Below are 20,531 nucleotides of genomic sequence, written 5' to 3'. Positions count from 1 at the left end.
CGAAAACATATTGGAGAGTTTGTCATGGCCCGAAGCCTAAACCACGAAGTCGTTATCATCGGAGGCGGTTCGGCAGGGATCGCAACTGCATCATCGATGCTCAAGCGGCGTCCATCGCTCGACATCGCCATCGTCGAGCCGAGCGAGGATCATTACTACCAGCCCGGCTGGACGATGGTCGGCGGGGGCGTTTTCGACGCACCTGCCACGCGCCGCACCACGGCGAGCGTGATGCCGAAGCAGGCAAAATGGCTCAAGCAAGCCGCCGCTTCCTTCCAGCCCGAAAGCAACCAAGTCACTCTCGCGGACGGCACTACGATCACCTACCGGGTTCTGATCGTCGCTCCGGGAATCCGGCTTGCCTGGGAAAAGATCGACGGTCTGGAGGAGGCGCTCGGCAAAAACGGCGTCACGTCCAATTATCGCTATGACCTTGCACCTTACACCTGGGAGCTGGTGCGCAACCTCAAATCGGGCCGCGAGATCTTCAGCCAACCGCCTATGCCCATCAAGTGTGCAGGCGCGCCGCAAAAGGCCATGTATCTGTCGTGTGATGCATGGCTGGAGCGCGGTTTGCTAGGCGACATCGACGTCGAGTTCCGGAATGCTGGCGGCGTCCTGTTCGGGGTGAAGGAATACGTCCCGGCACTTATGGAATATGTCGAGAAATACGGCATCGACCTCAAACTCAACCAGACGCTCGCCGCGGTCGACGGCCCCGCTAAGAAAGCAGTCTTCAAGACCGAAGCCGGTGAGGAAACAGTCGAATTCGACATGCTTCATGCGGTTCCGCCGCAGGTTGCTCCGCAGTTTGTCGCCGACAGTCCCCTCGCCAATGCCGAGAGCGGCTTTGTCGATGTCAACAAACTAACGCTCCAGCACGTTCGCTATCCTAACGTTTTCGGCCTCGGAGACGCAGGATCGACACCGAATGCCAAGACGATGGCCGCCGCGCGCAAGCAGGCACCGATCGTGGCGGTCAATGCGCTCACACAGCTCGATGCAAAGCAGCCCGTGGCCGACTACGATGGCTATGGCTCCTGCCCACTGACGGTCGAGCGTGGCAAAATCGTGCTCGCCGAATTCGGATATGACGGAAAGCTTCTGCCGAGTTTCCCGAAATGGCTGATCGACGGCACGCGACCGCGCAAGCTGAGCTGGCTTCTGAAGTCTGAAGCGCTGCCGTGGATTTACTGGAACGGCATGCTCAAGGGCCACGAGTGGCTGGCAAAGCCGCAAATGAAACAGGCGGCGTAACCCGGGGATGATCGACACCCTGCATCTAGGCCTCGGTGCACTTTCGGGCGCGCTGGTAGGCTTTACGCTCGGGCTTGTAGGGGGCGGTGGGTCGATCCTTGCCGTTCCACTGATGGTCTATCTGGTGGGTGTGAACAGCCCGCATGTCGCCATCGGCACAAGTGCGCTGGCCGTCGCTGCCAATGCCGCAACTGGCCTATTGCAGCATGCCCGCGACCATAATGTACGGTGGCGGTGCGGCTTCATGTATGCAGGCGCAGGCATCGTCGGCGCGTTGGCTGGATCGACACTGGGGAAGAACTTCGACGGCCAGAAGCTGCTGTTCCTGTTCGCTCTCCTGATGATCGTGGTCGGCGCGCTCATGCTCCGCAGCCGCAAGGCGGAAGGCACGCCGGGGGCTGCGTGCAATCGCCGCAACGCGCCCAAGGTTCTTGGATATGGGCTGGGCACAGGCGCTTTCAGTGGATTTTTCGGCATTGGCGGTGGCTTCCTGATCGTTCCGGGCCTGATTGCCTCGACCGATATGGTCATGATCAACGCGGTCGGAACAAGTCTGATCGCCGTCACGGCCTTTGGGCTCACTACGGCGGCGAACTATGCGCTGTCCGGGCTAGTCGATTGGGCGTTGGCAGCTGTCTTCATCCTCGGCGGTATCGGTGGAGGATATTTTGGAACGCGGCTGGCGAAAAGATTGTCGGGCGGCGGCCAACTCAAAACAGTGTTCGCTGGTCTCATCTTCGTGGTGGCAATCTATATGCTCTGGAAGAGTTGGAACGCGTTATGACCGCGATCTCTCGTAAAGATGCCCGCTGAATGAGATCGAAGCTCTGATCGCGTAGGGGAAAAGCATTTGCGAGAGTTGCCGCGAGATCAGGATATCCGAAAAGACCTCTTACCGCTGAAGTTACACCCTTCAGATTCCGAGCGGCCGGACCGAAATTGCGCGCCTACTTGTCGCCCGCAAGTAGCTCCCGATAAAGTGGAGACGCGGCAGCATTGTGGGATTTCCAATAGTCCGCTTAGCGGTGTGCCTTCGCCAAAAGCGGACAGTCTCCAACCGGCCCAAAAGCTGCCATTTTATCCGGCCCAAGCCTTGTGTCGGGAATTGGGCCGTTTCCGGACAGTCTGCTTTCAGCCTCTCGACCACGCGAAACGGACGTTCAGCTAACGACCCGATTGTGGACATCATTCTTTCGCGATCTGAAACCTGAAAGCAGTCGTTGCCTGCTGAACAATTGCCATTCGAAATTTCGTTGCTCGTCCTCATGGATCCGAGTATCCATCAGAAAGATTGGAATAGCCTCCGAGGTCGAAATGGTCAGGTCAACATTCGCCGCTTAGCGGCGCAACCAAGCGACTGAACTCGCTCGTTCATCCGTGCGGCCTCTCCATTTCCGATCATCGAGACTTCCGATGTTACTCGAACTTGCGCGCGTCCATCGCGGACGCCTCTTCACTGCATATTGTCTTACCGCCAGCGGCATGATTGCCGCCTTGCTCTATCCTTTGGCGACTGGCTTCGCCATCAACGGCGTTCTGGCCGGTGAATACGAAGCGGTCCTGTGGCTTGTCGGCTGCCACACCGCGCAACTCATACTGACAGTTGCATCTAAGCGATACGACACGCGGGTTTTCACGAGAATTTATGGTGCACTCGCTTGCAGCGTCGTTGCCCGATCTCGAGCTGCTGGGCTTGACCCAGCCCGCGTTGCTGCTCGCGTCGCGCTTTCCCGCGAATACACGGTCTTTCTGGAAGAGGACGTGCCTCGGGTCCTCTATGCCTCCATAGCATTGACCGTATCGTTGTCCGCGCTTCTGTTTCTGGAGCCGTTGCTCGCCGTCGTCTGCATCGCGCTTGGAGGTCCATTGTTTCTTGTCGGCAGTTGGCTGGGGCGAAGGTCCGCTGTTCTGAACAAAGGCCTGAATAACCGCCTCGAGCACGAGGTCAGGCTGCTTTCGAATGGCAATGAAAGCCGAGTCCGGCGTCACTTCGAAGCGTTGGCAGGCTGGCGGATTAAGCTCTCAGATGCTGAGGCAACTGCGTTTGGCATGATGGAAATGCTCGTTATCGTTCTCTTCGTCGTCGCCCTCTGGCAAGTGGGAACCGCTCAGGAGAGGCCGCAGGCGGGTGATGTCTTCGCGATGTTCTCATATCTTTGGCGTTTCGTGGAAAGCCTCGATCAGGCACCCATCCTGATCCAGAAATCCGCGAAGCTCAGAGATCTAGATCGGCGGCTTGCATCCGCTGCCGCTTGATTTGAATTTGCGATCCGGGCCCGACAATTGACGCTTTCCAGAAAAAACGGTCGTCCGCTTTCCACCCCAATCGCGGTCATGCGCTACTCGAACGAAGTAGCCTAAAAACCAGACCGTCAACTTCGCGCCTGGCTCTGGGTTTTCCACTGAGTTCTTGGAATCGCAGATATTGGTAGTCCCGCGATCAGCAACCTGCCTTAGCGACCACTTTCCTGGAATAATTGGTATGCTATGACGTCGAAAGCGTTTGGAGCGCAGCCTTCCCATTTCCAGCGACACATTTTGTAAAATGCTGCCCATTTGTTCGGAAGTGGAGAAATCGGTCTGAAGATCGTGCCGTCACGCAACAGGATTAATGGATGGTAGCTCTCCGATGCTACGCGTCGTGACCCATCGTGCCTGATCCAACCAGCTTCTAGTTCGACATCGTCTGGTAGGAGCTGGTCCTTGGTCGGATGACGAATAAACATGGCAGATTAACTCTTGGCCATATCTAACTGCTAGAATCGAAGCATGGCGTCTGCATCAACATGGATGCATTCCTGATCTTAAGAGGCGAAGCTCTACTTGGCATGCCAGGCAATCGGCAGATCTTTTGAACAGTCGACTTGGCCAGCGTGAGCAACATGGACGCGCTGGATTGATTTCTTCGTCGCTGGTGGTCGTGGAATCGACACATCTATACCTGCTGCTTTCAGCGCTTTTTGCGCTGCGACGATCTTAGCTTCGTATTCAGTTCCTCCTTCTGCATAGCGATGTGCGAAACCCGCATCATATTCATCGGAATGCGATCCCTCGCGGCTGACACACTCTGATACGCCAAAAGCCAACGCCATACTCAACAAGGTCTGTGCCTTTATAAGTGCATTTGGTTATTGAGTTTGAGCATGTGTTGCGACCTCCATCCTCCACCGATCAATATCCCTGCGCACAATTATCAAAGCGTTGCGACTAGAGAGTTAATTAGCGAAAGCATCAAAGCACAATCCAAGGCTAAAGTCCAAAAACGGACTCGATGTTACTGAACGCGGTTTACACAGAGTTTGCTTCCCTCGGTAATATCGACAGCAAATTTAGTTGGTTTACAAATTGAATGCGCCTTCTCAGGTGGACACCGGAAATCATAATTCGCGTTCATGGTGTCGGGGTAAAGAGGTAGAGGACGGGATAGCCTCGTATTCGACTAACCTCAGTTTTCCACCCCATTGCGACACCCAGAGGCCGGACGGGAGGCACCAAAAGCTGAAATCACTCAATATCCGCTGGCTACGCCCGCTTTCGGGTGCGGTGGGCGGTTGGGCAAATGACCGAAATGAGAGCGCTTTGCGGAGGGGAGGTAACCCTCACGGTTGTGTTTAACTTGCCTCACGGTCACGGTCAGCATGTCCGAGGGGGGCGGTAGCTCCCATCGTTTCTGCTTTTTGCCCTTTTCCCTCTGTCAGCCGACTGACCACTTCCGGCCCCGAAGCTGTCATTAGGTGCCCATCACATTGCTGTCGGGTGAATTCGAAAACCCCAGAGTTCTGAGGATTTCCGCTAATGGCGCACCCGACATTGCTAAAACTTCTGTCGCAGACAGTGTCGGGACGTCCATAACTACTCTGTAAAATCAGGGATTTGTCTTCTACCGTGTTCACGGTTGATCGCCCCCGATTGCCTGCATTTCGATCATCATGTGGGGTCGAAAGTTGGAACAATTTTTATGGTGTGTATAACCTATGGCACTGACAGCATTGAAGGTGAAGAACGCCAAGCCCGGTCGCTACGTTGATGGCCGTGGCTTGTGTCTTTTCGTGAAGGAAAGCGGCTCCCGCAGTTGGGTCTTGCGGATGCAGCATAACGGCAGGCGGCGCGATTACGGATTGGGATCGGCGCTCGATGTGACGCTGACCGAGGCGCGGGACGCCGCAGCCGCATTGCGCCGCCAGGTTCGCTCTGGGATCGATCCGGTTGCCGAGCGACGCAAGTCGCGCAAAGTGGTGCCGAGCTTCGAAACCGCAGCGCGCGAATGCTACGAGGCGTTGAAGGACGGCTGGAAGAACCAGAACTACCGCAACTGGATTTCCAGCATGGAAAACCACGTCTTCCCGCTGATCGGCAGGAAGCCCGTCGATCAGGTGGACAGCACCCACGTCGTCGAGGTGCTCACGCCGATCTGGCTCGAAATCCCCGATACTGCTCGCAAGATCTTGCAGCGCATCGGTGCCGTGCTCGACTTCGCGCATATCAAGGGATGGCGTGAAGAAGAGGCTGCGCTGCGCTCAGTCCGCAAAGGATTACCGCGCCAGACCGACAAGGTCGAGCACTTCAAGGCCATGCCCTATGCCGACATTCCAGCGTTCATGAAGGAGTTGGCGGCCGCATCACCCACCACGGGCCGCGATGCCCTGCGTTTCACGATCTACAACGCCGTGCGGTCGAGCGAGACGCGCAAGGCCGTCTGGACCGAGATCGATTTCGACAAGGCAACCTGGACTATCCCCGGCGAGCGCATGAAGGCAAAGGAAACGCATGTCGTGCCGCTCTCTAAGGCAGCGGTTTCGATTCTGCGTCGGCGCTGGAAACTGCGGACGAGCGACGCTGGCCTCGTGTTCTCGAATAATGGCGAGAAACCCATCAGCGACATGACAATGACCAAGCTACTGCGCGATGCCGGGATCAAGGGTGCAACCGTCCACGGCTTCCGTTCCGCGTTCACCGATTGGGCAGCAGAGAAGACCGACTTCCCGAAGGAGGTCGCGGACAAGGCACTGGCGCACAAGCTTAGCAACCAGGTTGAAGCCGCCTATCGCCGCACCGACTTCTTCGACAAGCGGCGCGACTTGATGGTTGTGTGGGCAGAGTTCCTAGGTCAAATGTAAGTGGATGAGACTTCCACTTGTAGAACGTGGCCGAACTGATCCCATGGCGGCGGCATACCTCCGCCGTCGGCATCCCCGCCTCCTGCTCCTTCAAAACCGCGATGATCTGCTCTCCGCTAAACCTGCTTCGCTTCATTTGCGTCCGACTCCTTCGCGTCGGACTCTACCAATTTGCGGTCACATTTCAGGGGAGCACGTCACGACTGACATGGCATTGATGAACGAATAGCTTGCGAGGTTCGTTTCGGAATTGACAGAGTAGCGCTGTAAATCTCCACAATGCTGCTGCCGACAGCCGATCATTAAGCATGATCAGATTGAGCACTCTACCAGTGCCCAGCTCGGCATATCTAAATCATGTGACAGCGAGCAAGGAATTTTGCTCAGGAGCCTGGTTTCTCCCGTGCCTTGCCCGAGGAAATATCGACCGATACCACGCCGTCTCTGACCCTAGTGTCGAACACTTTCACCGGCTTTGTCGCCGGTAGCTTATCCGGCCAACCAGTTTTGAGATCGAATGCTGAACCATGCAGCACACATTCAATATGACAGTTCTCCAGAAAACCTTCCGACAAACTCCAGTTTCCGTGAGAGCATTTATCTGAAACCGCGAAAAATTCACCATCGGACTTACAGACTGCCAGGGCTTCGTCTAAACCGTCAGGCTCGAAGCGCAGAACCTCGCCATCCGCTAAGTCGTCACTTCTGCATACGTCAACGTACACGTTTTTTCCTTATCTTAACTCGGTGAGCGCATTGCTAGTGGAAGCCGCATGGTCTCATTTCAGCACGAAGCTGAACAAACTATGGATCCGACCTCGGTCTAAAAGCGGGGGGGGGGGGCAAGGTGCCCCCTATCGGCAAAACCCTCTTCGAGTCTCCAGTCAATCCTGATTCTCAACTTAGTAGTCGAATTGAACCGTCAAACCATAAGTCCGTGGCGGCGCGAAAGTGCCGAAGGCTATCCGATTACCACGTTGCGTGAAGACATGGGTGCGATAGACCTCGTCCGTGATATTTTTGACCCAAGCCTGGACCATCCACCGGTCATCGTTGGAATGCCAAGCAAGCCAGGCGTCTGCCACGGTGTGCTCGGGGATCACGTCCAGCGGATTATTGTCGACATTCGTATATGAGAGACTCTGGTATCGTGCGTTTGCATTGGCAACCAGATACCCGCGCTCACCACCGAGATCGAATTCATACTGTATGTGCCCGCCTGCGCTATGCTCAGGGGCCTGACGCAGGACGTTGCCAGAAAAATCACCCCCTCCGGAGATATCAGGGGTTCCAAAGAAGTCCTCGAACGTAGCGTCGAGATAAGAATAGAACCCGCCGATCTCCAAGTTATCGGTTAGCAAGGCTGTGAATTCCGCCTCCAGACCAAGGATCTCAGCGTTGGCAGCGTTCTCGGTGATAAATTCGCCCGCACCCGATGTGGGAGGCTGAAAGAAGCGCGTAACCTGAAGGTCCTTGTAATCCACATAGAAGCCAGACAGATTAACACGCAGGTGGCTATCGAAGAAATCACCCTTCAGACCGACCTCGTAATTTGTGGCCTCTTCAGGTTCAAACGGCGTAGTCGCCCCGGCGGCAGTAGTGGCGGAGCCAGTATATCCACCGCTCTTGAAACCGGTCGACACCGTACCATACAGCATCACGTCGTCTGCAATGTCGTAATCGACAGCAAGCTTCCAAGAGAAGTTCTCCCAATTGTCGCTGCCACTCGCCGGATCGAACTGGGAGAGGACAAGTTGTAGTGAGGGGGATCGCGGCATGTCATTAAACGCTACAATCTCCTTTTCTTCGTAGGAGAACCGCCCCCCGGCCGTTAGAGTTAAACGAGGCGTAATCTCGTAACTACCCTGCGCAAAGCCCGCGACTGCCCAACCATCGAAAAGCATGTTTGCAATTGCATAATTCGGTTCAAGCGATGCATCCGCAAGCGCTGTAAACAGAATTCCTTCTGCACGGTTTATTTCTTCGGACGTAGCAAAGACACCGACTACCCAGTTGAAGGGCCCGTCGTTCGACGCAAGGCGCAGTTCACCGGTAAACTGTTGGGAATCTTCCCAAATGATATCCGTATTGTCGAATGTGAATCCAATCGAAGGATCGCCAAGCAGGAGATCGTTCGGATTTCCATTGGAGCCGGTGAGGTCTACGACCGGAGAAGGAGGCAGACCAGTATCGTCGTGCTCGAAGAAATAATCGGATTCCCGGTAGGCTCCATTGAAGGTCAAGGTGCCGATGGAAAGCTGCTTGTTGACCTCAATCATCGCACCGAAAGCCTCGCGGCTCCCGCCATTGTCATCCTCACCGAGATATGTGCGAACGGAGTCCGCTCCTCCCAGCGCAATATCCACGGCAACAGGATCTGACGCGCACCCACAGTCATGGAGCGGTCCTGCAGAACCGACCGGCTGTCGGTTGATGTTGCCAAGCTCTTCGTCCACGCCGTCCAGCGATAGCAGGACATCCAGTGTATCAGACGACTCCCAGCGGGTCTGCCAGCGCCAAGAAAACTGGTTGTTCCCACCTATTCTCTCAACCGTCCCCGGCACCCTTGACTGCTCCACCACCTGTTCGGGAATGATCCAATCGTCATATCCATCGAACGTTCGGCGACTGAAGGAAAATTTGGTGAATAGATTATCCGCCAGCGGAACATTGATAAGTCCGGCAGTGTCAAACTGGCCGTAATTGCCGATGGTCTGCCGCAGGCGCGCCCGGAAAGTGCTATCAGGCTTGCGCGTGACGTAATTGATAACGCCGCCAATCGAATTCTTGCCGAAGAGAGTACCCTGCGGACCACGTAGAATCTCTACCCGCTCCAGATCGAATATATCGACATTCGATGCGCTACGTGCAGCGAAATAAACACCATCAACCATCACCAGAGTGGAATCCGATGCGCCTGCACCATCTTCCTTCGTTCCGATTCCACGGATTGAAATCTCCGGCTGGCCAGGCTGGAAAGTGTTGAATGCTAGACCGGGTGTTATCTGAGCGAGATCGGTCACGCTGGTAATGCTCCCGGCTTCCAGCGCTTCGCCCGCGACAGCGGATATGGCCACTGGGATGCTCTGGAGCGACTCCTCCCTTTTCTGGGCAGTCACGACGATTACACCGAGACCTGTCGAATCCTCGGCCTCCAGGGCGTCCGTCTCGGTTGTCCCATCATCTTGGGCAAAGACAGTTGCCGGAAACATTGCGAGTGGCGCGCAGGCCGCCAGCAACCAGTAGCGTCCAATTACCTTTTTCGCAGGCTGTTTCTTTATCATATTTTCCCTCCCGGTGCTCCGTGTGACTGACCAAAACAATCAGGCGCATTTCTGCTAAGCAAGCGCTTAATTAGCCGGGCTTCGCGATATGTCAAGATTCCCGTTCGTCGCATACACGCGATGCATCATGAGATGTCGCACCGAGGTCCTAGGGTGGATCGCAGGTGGAGTTTCTTGGCAGCAAGACGTTGGTCATGATGCAATCAGACCGCCTTGAATTCGATCCATATTTCTTTGGGGAGGGGTGTGATTCGATTGCGGACGAGGCCATTCACGATCAAGCAAGACCGTCATTTCGCTCACCTCTTAGCTCGATCGAACATCTTCATCGGAGCAATGGCCTGTATTGACGGCCTGGATATTGAGTAATCCGTGAGAGCCGAAGGTTCCTACCTTTTAGCTGGTCCGCGCCACCATATCCCGGTCTTGGGTGTCAGTCGTCAGAACATTTGGCACCACTCGCGGCGTAAATTAGCGAAGCGTCGGCCTTATCTTGGGGTTGATGTTGGGCGGCAAGCTTGCGGTGCTGCAAGCGCCGATGTGCGATGGTCTTGCGTTTGATCCTTTCTCGTTGTTGGATGATGGCTGGAGCTCTGCCGAAGTACGCGTCTGCGGGCGTCACGTTGCTCAGGCTCTCATGGTAGCGCTGGTGATTGTAATGCTCAACGAAGGCCTCGATCTGCGCCTCCAGATCGCCAGGTAGGAAGTAGTTCTCCAGCAGCACGCGGTTTTTCAGGGTCTGGTGCCAGCGCTCGATCTTGCCCTGAGTCTGGGGATGGAACGGAGCGCCGCGCACGTGGCTCATGGCTTGCGCTTCGATGTATTCTGCCAGTTCGCACGCGATGTAGCTCGGACTATTGTCCGAGAGCAGCCTCGGCCTGTACTGAACATGCGCGTTATCGCAGCCGAGGCGGCCAGAGCCATATCCAGCGTGTCGGTGACGTCCTCGGCCCGCATCGTGCTGCACAGTCGCCAGGCGATGATGTAGCGCGAGTAATCGTCGAGCACCGTCGACAGATACATCCAGCCCCAGCCGATGATCTTGAAGTAGTCGAAGTCGGTCTGCCACATCTCATTGGGCCGGGTGGTCTGGAAGCGATCGGCCGCCTTGATCACCACATAGGCCGGGCTGGTTATCAGGTCGTGGGCCTTCAATAGCCGGTAAACCGTGGCCTCCGACACGAAGTAGCGCTGCTCGTCGGTGAAGCGCACCGCCAGTTCGCGGGGGCTCAGCTCCGACTGCTCCAGCGTCAGTTCGACGATCTGGCCCTGGATCCCGGACGGGATACGGTTACACACCCGGCTCGGCGCCGATGGCCGATCGGCAAGCCCTTCCGGCCCGCTTGTCCGTTATCGGTCATTCCAGCGGTAGCAGGTCCGCCGCGGGATGCCGAGCTGATCCAGCGTGCGCTTTGCTGGCAGGTGCGATTGCTCGACCAGCTTGGTGATCTCGAGCTTTTCGGTTGCGGGATACCTCATTCTTGGCCTCCCCCATCCGCCAGCATGCTTTTTTTGAGCAGACGGTTCTCGAGCGTCAGGTCGGCGACGCATTCCTTCAGATCGCGGGACTCACGGCGCAAATCCTTCATCTCGTCTGTCGTCGCCGCACGGGAAGTGTCGCCAGCCAGGCGGCGCTTGCCAGCTTCCATGAACTTCTTCGACCAGATGTAATATAGGCTCTCGGCAATGCCTTCCTCGCGGCACAACTCGGCGATGCTGTCTTCACCGCGCAGCCCATCCAGCACGATCCGGATCTTGTCCTCGGCCGAGAAATGGCGCCGAGTGGCACGGCGGATGTCCTTCACCACCGCTTCCGCAGGAGCCTTGGCGCGCGATTTTGTATTGGAGGGTTTGGGTCTCATCTTATGGGATGGACGCCTCCCGCAATCGGGCCAAGAAGATTGCAGCAACAATTGGGCAGAGGAGTTCGTCACATGCACATGCTGGCGATCGATTTGGGCAAGCAGTCCTTCCACATCTATGGGCTAACTGACGATGGCGAAGTGGTTTCGCGCAAGGTTGGACGGGCCAAGCTTGTCGACGCGGTGACCAGATTACGACCACAATTGGTCGCGATGGAAGCTTGCGCTAGCTCGCACCATTGGGGTCGCACCTTCGAGTCTTTGGGGCACGGTGTGCGTCTCATCCATCCGCGTTTTGCAAAGCCGTTCGTGAAGGGATCGAAGAACGACGCAGTCGATGCCGAAGCCATTTTCGAAGCAGCTGCCAGACCAACCATGCGGTTCGTGCCACTGAAGAGTGTCGAGCAGCAGGATCTTCAGTCACTGCATCGAACGCGCGACAGGCTGGTCGTCCAGCGGACCGCTTTGATCAACCACACGCGTGGGCTTTTGGCTGAGTATGGCATAGTCATGCCCGCTGGTGCGTCCCGGTTCCGCTTGCAGATCGAGAGAATCATTGAGACCGCCGAACTCTCGGACTTGGCCGAGCCCCTGTTTCGACAACTCGTTGAGGAGTATCGCGACCTTGATGCCAGAGTGTCGGCTCTTGATGACATGCTGGTCAAGATCTGCCGCACCGACGAACGTTGCAAACGTCTGACCACGCTACCTGGCGTAGGACCGATCGTCGCGACCTCCTTGGTGGCCGCGATTGACGATGGCCGACACTTCAAATCAAGCCGGAGCCCTCTCTGCCTGGATAGGTCTGGTACCGCGACATTACACGACCGGCGACAAACCAAGGCTGGGCGGCATCGGAAGCAGGGCCAACCATTATCTCAGACGGCAACTTATTCACGGGGCTCGATCAGCATTGCTAAGGATCAGCAAGCACGAAGACCCGCGATCAAAATGGGCGCAGGACCTGCTAACCCGAGCTGGGCACAACAAGACGCTCGTCGCCATGGCGAATAAGACGGCTCGCATGGCATGGGCGATATTGCGCAGCGGAGAGAGCTACAAGGTCGCGTGACCATGGCTCAGCGCTGAGCGGGATCACGAATGGCTTTAAATGCGAGGTGAAGACTTGATGGTGTAACGGCACGGACCGCCGCTTCACAGCCTGTGAGGAACGATGGCCTTCGAGGCCGCTCATCTTAGAAGGCACTGAACCGCGCGGATTCGCATCATGGCCAGAAGCAAGTTTGCTTCGATCGATAGGCCGGATAGATTCACGCATCCAATGCCGCAGCACGATCAAAAATCCACCTTGCGCGGGAGGCGTCCATAGATTCGTTCCTTCGTCACTACGACGAGACCCAAACCCCCCTTAAATCACAACCTCAAACCTGTGCCATGGGTGCTGACGGGGGACAGATCTAGGGCACCTTCTCTGGCCGGGCACAGCCATTTGCGTTCATCGAGCCGGTTTGAGCAGCTCGCGAAGAGAAAAATCTGGATCACCAAGTTGATCTGCCGAGGCGTGGTGTCGGCGTTCGACCAGGCGTTTACCGATGCTCATCTCGGCCGGACGGTTGACCGTCAACGCTCCTACGATGACGTCATCGAAGCGGAAGAAAGCGGCGAAGGCGTTGCTTTCGATTTGACCTCGCACGGTTACTTCCGCATCGACCGGAATGTGACCGCAAAACTGGATGTTGAGATCGAACTGGTCGCTCCAGAACCATGCGGGGCGGCAATAATCACTTTCGTGACCAAGCATCGCCAAGGCGGCCGCATCCGCCTGTTCTGCCGCGTTCTGGTAGGTTTCGTGACGAATTCGGCCGCCAAAGAAACTTTCTTGCTGAGCCACATCACCCGCCGCGAAGACGTTCGGGTGACTGGTACGGCACTCACGGTTAACGACGATACCATTATCGGTTGCAATCCCCGCCCCTTTTGCCAAGCCAACTTCCGGAGCGATGCCCACGCCGACCACCACAGCATCGCAAGCCACAAGCGATCCATCGTCTAGCTCGACCTCACTCACCCGGCCGTCAACCACCCTCATTCCACTCACACCTCGGCCGAATCGGGTGTCGACACCGCGATTGCGATGTTCCTCGCCCAACCATTGGCTGAATTGCGGCCCAAGGGATCGAATCATCGGTCCCGCCAAGGGCTCGATGGCAGTCACCTTGCAACCGAGCTTTGTTGCGCTCGCCGCCACCTCCGCCCCGATTACACCCATTCCGACGACCACTATTCGCGCTCCGTCCACCAAATCAGCCGCCATGCGGACTGCGTCATCGCGCGTGCGGAGATAATGTACATTTGCAGCATCAGCTCCCCGGATGTTCAGCTTGCGAGCTGAACCACCTGTGGCCAGCAAGATCCGATCAGCCGGGATCAGCCTGCCATCCGACAAGCTGACCTCGCCGGAAGCCAGGTCAAGCGCTTCGGCGCGCATTCCCAGATGCAGATCAATCTTGTTGTCAGCGTACCATGAGTCATCTTGCAGAAAAAAATTGTCTGCTGTGTTCGAAGGATCCCAAAGCATCTCCTTTGATAATGGCGGCCTTTCGTAGGGCCTCCACGGTTCTTCACCAATCAATACGATCTGGCCATCGAACCCAGACTGCCGTAACGCCTCCACGGCACGGCCTCCGGCGAGATTTGCTCCGATGACAGCAATCGAGCGGATACCCATTTTCTATCCTTCCTTGGAGCAAATTGATTGCTCTTGCCTCTTAAGTGTTTGTGCGACGACCACTTTGCTCGGTCGCCATCAGTATTTATGAGCGCTGTGCAAGAGCTGAAAAAGGCTAATGAGGATCCAAGCATGTTTCCTGAAAAACATCTCCGGATCCACTTGCCGCCTGCGATCCCGTATCCGAACTGATTTCGTAAAGCCCGGTCAGTGAGCATTTATCCGCAGTCTTGCAGCATCGGTTGATCCATCAGTTGCCGACGCTCTCCGAATACACATCCGAAACAACACGTTTTCAATTCTGCTCGACTTCGAGCTTCAGGTCTTCCAACGGATAGAGCCTGCAAGCTAGCACAAAACCTTTGGCCTGGTCCTCGGGAGATATTTTCGAGACACTCATCTTGCCCGTCTTGTATTCGCCTTCGACCACCCGAACGCGACAGAACCCACATCCTCCTCCGCGGCAACCCACGCCGATATCGGATAACCCTCTGCGTTCCATTGCGAACAGTACGCGTTCCTCTTCGGAGCACGCGAACTGGCTGCCGCCGACGATCTCTATTTGATAAAGCTTAGCGCTCATTTCTTCATATTTTCGGCCGCTTTGGCCGCCACGCTCTGCCCACCGACTGCGAAATGCGCGGGCGGCATCTCCCGCAGAATGATGCGAACTGATTCGCGCGGAGCGCCGAGCGACTGGATGGCCGCTTCGGTCAGGGCCTTTATCAAGCGTTCCTTGGCTTCAGGCGGACGTCCTTCGAGCAGATTGACTTCAATTATCGGCATATCACGCTTCCACTTGGAACATGACCGCGCCAAGATTTTGCACTGTGCTTCGCACAGTCTGGCCTGGTGCCAGGTTAGGCGCAGCGGTAATTCCTCCGGCCATCACCAGATCGCCGGCTTCAATTCGTTCGCCTGCTTCAGCGACCAGCCGCGCCGCCGCGACTAACGAACGTACTGGATTCCCCAGGATCGCTGCGCTTGAACCCACTTCGACCACTTTGCCATCAATCTCGAGAATGACGCCGAGGTTCGAAAAATCGATTCGAGGATCGCCCCATGAGCCGATGACCAGGCCCGACGAAGAGGTATTATCGGCGATCACATCCTCCAACGTAAATTTGAAGTTCTCGTACCGGCTGTCGATAATCTCCATTGCCGGAGCAATCGCTTCAACCGCTGCCATTGCTGCTGCTGGCGTCACATCACCGGCCAGAGGTGCCTTCATCAGAAAGGCAATCTCCGGTTCGACGCGGGGATGGACAAAGCGCTTGCGCGACAGTGCTGAGCCTTCCTCTACAAGCATGGCATCGGTCAAGCGCCCCCAGGCGACCTCTTCAACCCCGACTTGCTGCATCTTGGCCCGACTGGTCAGCCCCATTTTTACGCCAATGCGTTTCTCTCCGCGCGACAAACGGCGATCTACAGATAATTTCTGGACCTGATATGCTTCGGCTACGGTGAAAGCGTGGTCTTGAGGCTTTACCTGTGCAGTCGCCTTCGCCTCTCGTGCAGCTGTGTCGAGCGTTTCGGCGTAGCGTAAGAGCCTATCCATTTCAGCTAGCCTTCGCCTTGATCAAATCAAGCGCAACATCGGTGATCATATCCTCCTGGCCACCAACCATGCGACGGTTGCCAAGTTCGACGAGGATCTCACGAGTATCGATTCCATATTGCTCTGAGGCCTTCTCCGCGTGGCGCAGAAAACTGGAATAGACACCAGCATAGCCAAGGCTAAGCGTTTCCCGATCAACTCGAACCGGTCGATCCTGCAGGGGTCGGATCAGGTCGTCCGCAGCGTCCATCAATGCCATTACATCGCATCCATGCTTCCAACCCTTGCGGTTCGCGGCCGCGATGAAAACTTCGAGTGGCGCATTCCCTGCTCCCGCCCCCATTCCGGCAAGACTCGCATCGATCCGCACCGCCCCCGCCTGAGCCGCGACGATCGAATTCGCCACGCCGAGCGACAGGTTATGATGCGCGTGAATACCGCGTTCGGTTTCGGGCTTGAGTACCCGCTCATAAGCCTGAAGCCGCTCCGAAACGCCATCCATATCAAGCGCGCCACCACTATCCGTGACATAGACACATTGCGCGCCATAACTTTCCATCAGTTGCGCTTGTTGGGCCAATGCCTCTGCATCGATCATATGGCTCATCATCAGGAAGCCAGAGACATCCATGCCCAAATCGCGGGCAATACCAATGTGCTGTTTGGAAACGTCAGCCTCGGTACAATGCGTCGCAACACGCACCGAGCGAACCCCCATCGAATAGGCCTGTTTGAGTTCCTCGACCGTGCCGATACCAGGAACAAGAAGCGTTGTCAGGACAGCGTTTTGGATAACCTCGGCTGCCGCCTCTATCCAGTCCCAGTCGGTATGTGCACCGAAGCCATAATTGAAGGTCGATCCGTTCAGGCCATCGCCGTGCGATACCTCGATCGCATCGACTCCCGCATCATCCAGCGCTTTGGCAATCGTCCGAACGCTGTCCGTTCCATACATGTGAAGGATGGCGTGCATCCCGTCGCGCAAGGTCACATCTTGAATGTAAAGGCGGTCGGATTCGGGGTTGAACGTCATGCTGCACTCTTTTCCATGTGTGTTTTGGCCAGACTTTCTCCCGCGGCCTTTGCAGCCGCTGTCATGATGTCGAGGTTGCCCGAATAGTTAGGGAGGTAGTCCCCTGCTCCCTCGACTTCGAGAAACACGCTGGTCTTGAGACCTTCGAATTCACCGTAGCCCGGAATCTTGAGCGGTCGGTTCGAGCCGAAACGTTCAGACTGGACGTCCTGTTTGAGTCGGTACCCCGGCACATATGACTGAACCCTGGCAATCATCGCATGAACAGAATCGCGGACCTTGCCCTCATCGACCATCTCGGACAGCGTGAATATGGTATCGCGCATAATCATCGGCGGTTCGGCGGGATTGAGTATGATCACCGCTCTGCCTTTGCCCGCGCCACCTACCGTTTCGATCGCTCTGGCGGTTGTGCGAGTGAATTCGTCAATATTTGCGCGAGTTCCCGGCCCAGCAGAACGCGAAGAAACCGACGCCACAATTTCGGCATAGTGCACCGTCGCGACCTGGGATACCGCCGCCACGATCGGGATCGTTGCTTGGCCGCCGCAGGTCACCATGTTGATGTTTCGCACTGAAGGGTCGATTGCCGGGTTGACCGGAGGGATGGTGGCTGGTCCAATTGCCGCCGGCGTAAGATCAACCATTAGCTTTCCTTCGCGAGCGAAAGCTTCATCGTGCGCCTTGTGCGCATAGGCTGAAGTAGCATCGAAGGCGATGCCGATTTCCGCATATTCCGGCATACGCATCAGGCCCTCGATCCCCTCATGCGTGGTCTTAACGCCTCGCTCTTGTGCCATAGCCAGACCTTCAGATGCCGCATCGATGCCTACCACCGCAGACAATTCCAGTGTGTCTGAACCCTTGAGCAGCTTGATCATAAGATCAGTTCCGATATTTCCAGACCCGATAATCGCGCATTTCATTTTGGTCATGTGACCAGTCTCCACTTCATGTTTTAGTTTGCGTCTGCAGCAAATACTGCCCGGACTATTCCAAGGCCGTTGATCCGCGCTTCTACGATATCGCCTGGCGAAACCCCGGCCATCGGCCCAAGCGCTCCTGACAGAATGATGTCACCTTCCATCAAAGGGCGCCCGGCCTTGGCCATCACTTGGGCCAGCCACAAGGAAGCGGTAATCGGGCTATGCAGGCACGCAATTCCGGCACCCACCGAAATCGGTTCGCCTTTTGATTCCATAACCATGCCGCAGCTGCGCAGGTCGATCCCTTCGAGCTTGCGCGGTACCGCGCCCAGGACGAACAGGCCGCTTGAAGCATTGTCGGCAATCGTATCCCAAATCTTGATGTCCCAGTTCGCAATCCGGCTATCGACGATTTCGATCGCAGGCACGACGTATTCGATTGCCCGGATCAGCTCAGCAGTCGTCAGGTCAGGGTGCGGAAGATCGCGGCCAACGACTATTGCGATTTCTGCCTCGACCTTGGGCTGGATAACCCGATCGAGTGAAACAGGCATGCCTTCTGCCACGTCCATATCTGCGAACAGCATGCCGTAATCGGGCTGGTCTACCCCGAGCTGATTCTGGACAGCCAGCGACGTCAGGCCGATCTTGCGCCCAACCAGACGCCGCCCCTTGGCCAAATAATGTCTGGTATTGCTCTCTTGCACAGCATAGGCCGCGTCCAAACCGCCTGCGCTGATCATATCCCTGACAGGGTCGATTTCCTTGCCGCTCTTAGCCGCCTCGCGCAAAGCACAAGCGGCCCGATCAATGATGGCTGGGTCAATAGTCGTGTTGGTAGTCATGATCTTACAGCTTCACGCAAATGTTGTTAAGTTCGGTATAGAATTCGAGGCTGTGCACCCCACCCTCGCGACCAATTCCCGAATGGCCAGAGCCACCAAAGGCCGTGCGAAGATCCCGCAAGAACCAGGAATTCACCCAGGAGACACCGACATCCATCGCTGCCGCGACGCGGTGTCCGCGAGACATGTTCTCAGTCCAGATTGAGGCACATAGGCCGTAGGGCGAATCATTCGCCAGCGCGATGACTTCGTCCTCCTCGTCGAAGGGAATTACCCCGCAGCAAGGACCAAAGATCTCCTCGCGCATCACTGTGCTGTCGTGTGAAAGTCCGGTCCAAACGGTGGGCTGAACAAAAAAGCCTGCCCATTCTGGCCCGGAAAGCTCAGGAGTGCCACCGCCGGTCACCACGGTCGCGCCTTCTTCAACGGCGCGGCGATAGTAACCCAGAACTTTATCGCGGTGCTCAGCGCTTATCAGCGGACCAAGGTAAGCGGGATCGTCGATCGCACCTGGCTTGAATCCTTCCGCGGCCTCCTTCATTCGCGCGACGAACTCCTCGTAGACAGGACGTTCAACATAGACACGCTCCGTCCCCAGACACACTTGTCCTGTATTCATGAAAATCGCGCGCGACAGCCCTTCTACGGCCTTATTCAAATCAGCGTCCGCGAAAACAATCCCTGGGTTTTTTCCTCCCAGTTCGAACGATACGTCCCGCACGCCGACTGCTGCCTTTTGCATAATAGCTTCGCCGGTGCCGGTCTCTCCGGTGAAAGTGATCGCGTCGACGTCGCTATTTGACGTAAGAAACTCACCCGCCGAGCCAGGCCCGAAGCCATGAACGACATTATAGACGCCATCTGGCATTCCGACTGCGTTCATCACCTCACCAAGCAAAGCGGCCGTCCGGGGTGTTTCTTCCGAAGGTTTGACGACTACGGTATTACCACAAGCCAGTGCCGGGCCGACCTTCCAAGTCATCAGCAATAGCGGGAAGTTCCAGGGGCAGATTACCGCAATTACCCCTTTTGGCTTGCGAACCGTGTAATTGTTGGCCTGCCCTCCATCGGGCGTGTCTGTGATGAAGCTCTCGCCGGGCATGGTCGAAATTACATCGGCGAACATCCTGAAATTCGCTGCGCCGCGAGGTATGTCGATATGGGCGGCGACAGCGCGAGGTTTGCCAGTATCGGCCACTTCCGCCGCCAGAAAATCGTCGGATCGGCGCTCAATCTCTGCCGCCACGGCGGTGATCAGCTTGACACGCTCAGAAGTAGTCATGCTGCCCCAGCGCCCATTGAGCGCATTCCTCGCAGCGGCAACCGCGTCCGCGACATCGTCGGCGCTTGCCTCCTGAACGAGACCTATCTGCTCCCCAGTGGCTGGATTAAAATTGGGGAACGACTTGCCCTCGCTTCCCTCGCGATAGGTACCGTCGATAAAGTTGAGAACAGTGTCTGTCACTGCAGGGGAAGCATAGGATGTCATTGCTACGGAATATCCTAGAATTGCAATTCGGACTGATTGTTAAAACTGTCGGGCGTCAATCGCGGCGAGGCCAGCATTGGCGCATTCTACATCCTGTTCTTCTGATCCGCCCGAGACCCCGATTGCGCCGACACACTCTCCGTTGATTTCGATCGGCAATCCACCGGCAAACATAGCAATCCCGGGCTGCCTTCCAATCCCGTCTCGCAGCGCTGGATTGCCCGAGACCATCACGTAAAAGTCCGGCGTAGGAACCCGAAAGCTGGCTGCGGTGCAGGCCTTGTCCTGGGCGATCTTGTTTGAGGGTGCAGGCGAACCGTTGGCACGCAGAAAAGCGAGCAGATCTCCTCCCGCACCGACGACGGCTGCAGCCACCGGACAGTCCATGTCTGCCCCCCTGGAAACAGCCGCTGCTACGGCCGTGAGTGCCAGTTCATGACTGACCGTCTGGATCGAAATAACACCCTCCAT

At 56.5% G+C, this 20,531-nt stretch carries 16 protein-coding genes and 3 pseudogenes; 5 read left to right on the top strand and 14 right to left on the bottom strand.

Going from position 1 to position 20,531, the window contains the following annotated elements; translation table 11 throughout:
* Window positions 1-24 precede the first annotated feature (24 nt).
* The 3 genes from KYK83_RS01775 (at window position 25) to KYK83_RS01765 (ending at window position 3,513) form a co-directional block, all read left to right on the top strand.
* Entirely contained in the window at window positions 25-1,257 is a 1,233-nt protein-coding gene (locus KYK83_RS01775) for an NAD(P)/FAD-dependent oxidoreductase (RefSeq protein ID WP_248284191.1), read from the top strand.
* 7 nt (window positions 1,258-1,264) lie between these two features.
* On the top strand, window positions 1,265-2,041 hold the full coding sequence (locus tag KYK83_RS01770; protein ID WP_103023867.1) for a sulfite exporter TauE/SafE family protein: 777 nt from the start codon (window positions 1,265-1,267) through the stop codon (window positions 2,039-2,041).
* Between the two features lie 629 nt (window positions 2,042-2,670).
* Window positions 2,671-3,513: an ABC transporter six-transmembrane domain-containing protein gene (locus KYK83_RS01765; RefSeq protein ID WP_222826966.1), complete on the top strand. Its 843-nt coding sequence runs from the start codon at window positions 2,671-2,673 to the stop codon at window positions 3,511-3,513.
* Between the two features lie 563 nt (window positions 3,514-4,076).
* On the opposite strand, the gene KYK83_RS01760 is transcribed toward KYK83_RS01765, so the two are convergent.
* A complete protein-coding gene (locus KYK83_RS01760; RefSeq protein WP_222826965.1) occupies window positions 4,077-4,355 on the bottom strand; it encodes a hypothetical protein in 279 nt (92 codons plus the stop codon).
* 876 nt (window positions 4,356-5,231) lie between these two features.
* Here KYK83_RS01760 and KYK83_RS01755 point away from each other — a divergent pair.
* Window positions 5,232-6,374, top strand: coding sequence for a tyrosine-type recombinase/integrase (locus KYK83_RS01755; RefSeq protein WP_098106031.1), 1,143 nt, complete (start codon window positions 5,232-5,234; stop codon window positions 6,372-6,374).
* 7 nt (window positions 6,375-6,381) lie between these two features.
* Here the strand turns inward: KYK83_RS01755 and KYK83_RS01750 are convergent.
* The 4 genes and pseudogenes from KYK83_RS01750 to KYK83_RS01735 all read right to left on the bottom strand — a co-directional run.
* Window positions 6,382-6,510 (bottom strand): annotated as a pseudogene (locus KYK83_RS01750) (transposase); the annotation flags it as partial.
* Window positions 6,511-6,757: 247 nt separating this feature from the next.
* Window positions 6,758-7,099, bottom strand: coding sequence for a non-heme iron oxygenase ferredoxin subunit (locus tag KYK83_RS01745; RefSeq protein ID WP_222826964.1), 342 nt, complete (start codon window positions 7,097-7,099; stop codon window positions 6,758-6,760).
* Between the two features lie 177 nt (window positions 7,100-7,276).
* Window positions 7,277-9,658 (bottom strand): TonB-dependent receptor, encoded by a 2,382-nt coding sequence (locus KYK83_RS01740; RefSeq protein WP_222826963.1) that lies wholly within the window; start codon window positions 9,656-9,658, stop codon window positions 7,277-7,279.
* Window positions 9,659-10,166: 508 nt separating this feature from the next.
* Window positions 10,167-11,520: pseudogene (locus tag KYK83_RS01735) on the bottom strand (IS3 family transposase); the annotation flags it as partial.
* A 72-nt stretch (window positions 11,521-11,592) separates the two neighbouring features.
* Between KYK83_RS01735 and KYK83_RS01730 the strand changes: the two are divergent.
* Window positions 11,593-12,592, top strand: a pseudogene (locus KYK83_RS01730) (IS110 family RNA-guided transposase).
* Between the two features lie 384 nt (window positions 12,593-12,976).
* Here the strand turns inward: KYK83_RS01730 and KYK83_RS01725 are convergent.
* The 9 genes from KYK83_RS01725 to KYK83_RS01685 form a co-directional block, all read right to left on the bottom strand.
* Window positions 12,977-14,209, bottom strand: a complete 1,233-nt coding sequence (locus tag KYK83_RS01725) for an NAD(P)/FAD-dependent oxidoreductase (RefSeq protein WP_202389927.1) — start codon at window positions 14,207-14,209, stop codon at window positions 12,977-12,979.
* Between the two features lie 295 nt (window positions 14,210-14,504).
* Window positions 14,505-14,792, bottom strand: coding sequence for a 2Fe-2S iron-sulfur cluster binding domain-containing protein (locus KYK83_RS01720; RefSeq protein WP_098106027.1), 288 nt, complete (start codon window positions 14,790-14,792; stop codon window positions 14,505-14,507).
* Window positions 14,789-14,995, bottom strand: coding sequence for a 2-hydroxymuconate tautomerase (gene thmT, locus KYK83_RS01715; RefSeq protein ID WP_098106026.1), 207 nt, complete (start codon window positions 14,993-14,995; stop codon window positions 14,789-14,791). The genes KYK83_RS01720 and thmT overlap by 4 nt, the downstream gene beginning before the upstream one ends.
* A gap of 1 nt (window position 14,996) precedes the next feature.
* On the bottom strand, window positions 14,997-15,767 hold the full coding sequence (locus KYK83_RS01710) for a 2-keto-4-pentenoate hydratase (RefSeq protein WP_098106025.1): 771 nt from the start codon (window positions 15,765-15,767) through the stop codon (window positions 14,997-14,999).
* A 1-nt stretch (window position 15,768) separates the two neighbouring features.
* The gene (gene dmpG / locus KYK83_RS01705; RefSeq protein WP_098106024.1) at window positions 15,769-16,800 is read right to left on the bottom strand and encodes a 4-hydroxy-2-oxovalerate aldolase; all 1,032 of its coding nucleotides are present in this window, start codon (window positions 16,798-16,800) and stop codon (window positions 15,769-15,771) included.
* A complete protein-coding gene (locus tag KYK83_RS01700; RefSeq protein WP_222826962.1) occupies window positions 16,797-17,735 on the bottom strand; it encodes an acetaldehyde dehydrogenase (acetylating) in 939 nt (312 codons plus the stop codon). Before KYK83_RS01700 ends, dmpG begins: the two co-directional genes overlap by 4 nt.
* Window positions 17,736-17,758: 23 nt before the next feature.
* Window positions 17,759-18,571, bottom strand: a complete 813-nt coding sequence (locus KYK83_RS01695) for a fumarylacetoacetate hydrolase family protein (protein ID WP_098106023.1) — start codon at window positions 18,569-18,571, stop codon at window positions 17,759-17,761.
* 4 nt (window positions 18,572-18,575) lie between these two features.
* Complete coding sequence (locus KYK83_RS01690; RefSeq protein ID WP_160682570.1) at window positions 18,576-20,060, bottom strand: 2-hydroxymuconic semialdehyde dehydrogenase; 1,485 nt, start codon at window positions 20,058-20,060, stop codon at window positions 18,576-18,578.
* 39 nt (window positions 20,061-20,099) lie between these two features.
* The gene (locus KYK83_RS01685) at window positions 20,100-20,531 is read right to left on the bottom strand and encodes a GlcG/HbpS family heme-binding protein (RefSeq protein ID WP_160682568.1); all 432 of its coding nucleotides are present in this window, start codon (window positions 20,529-20,531) and stop codon (window positions 20,100-20,102) included.

The sequence above is a fragment of the Qipengyuania pacifica genome, assembly GCF_019857205.1.
GTDB classification, from domain to species: domain Bacteria; phylum Pseudomonadota; class Alphaproteobacteria; order Sphingomonadales; family Sphingomonadaceae; genus Qipengyuania; species Qipengyuania pacifica.
This window is presented reverse-complemented; position numbering and strand designations above follow the sequence as displayed.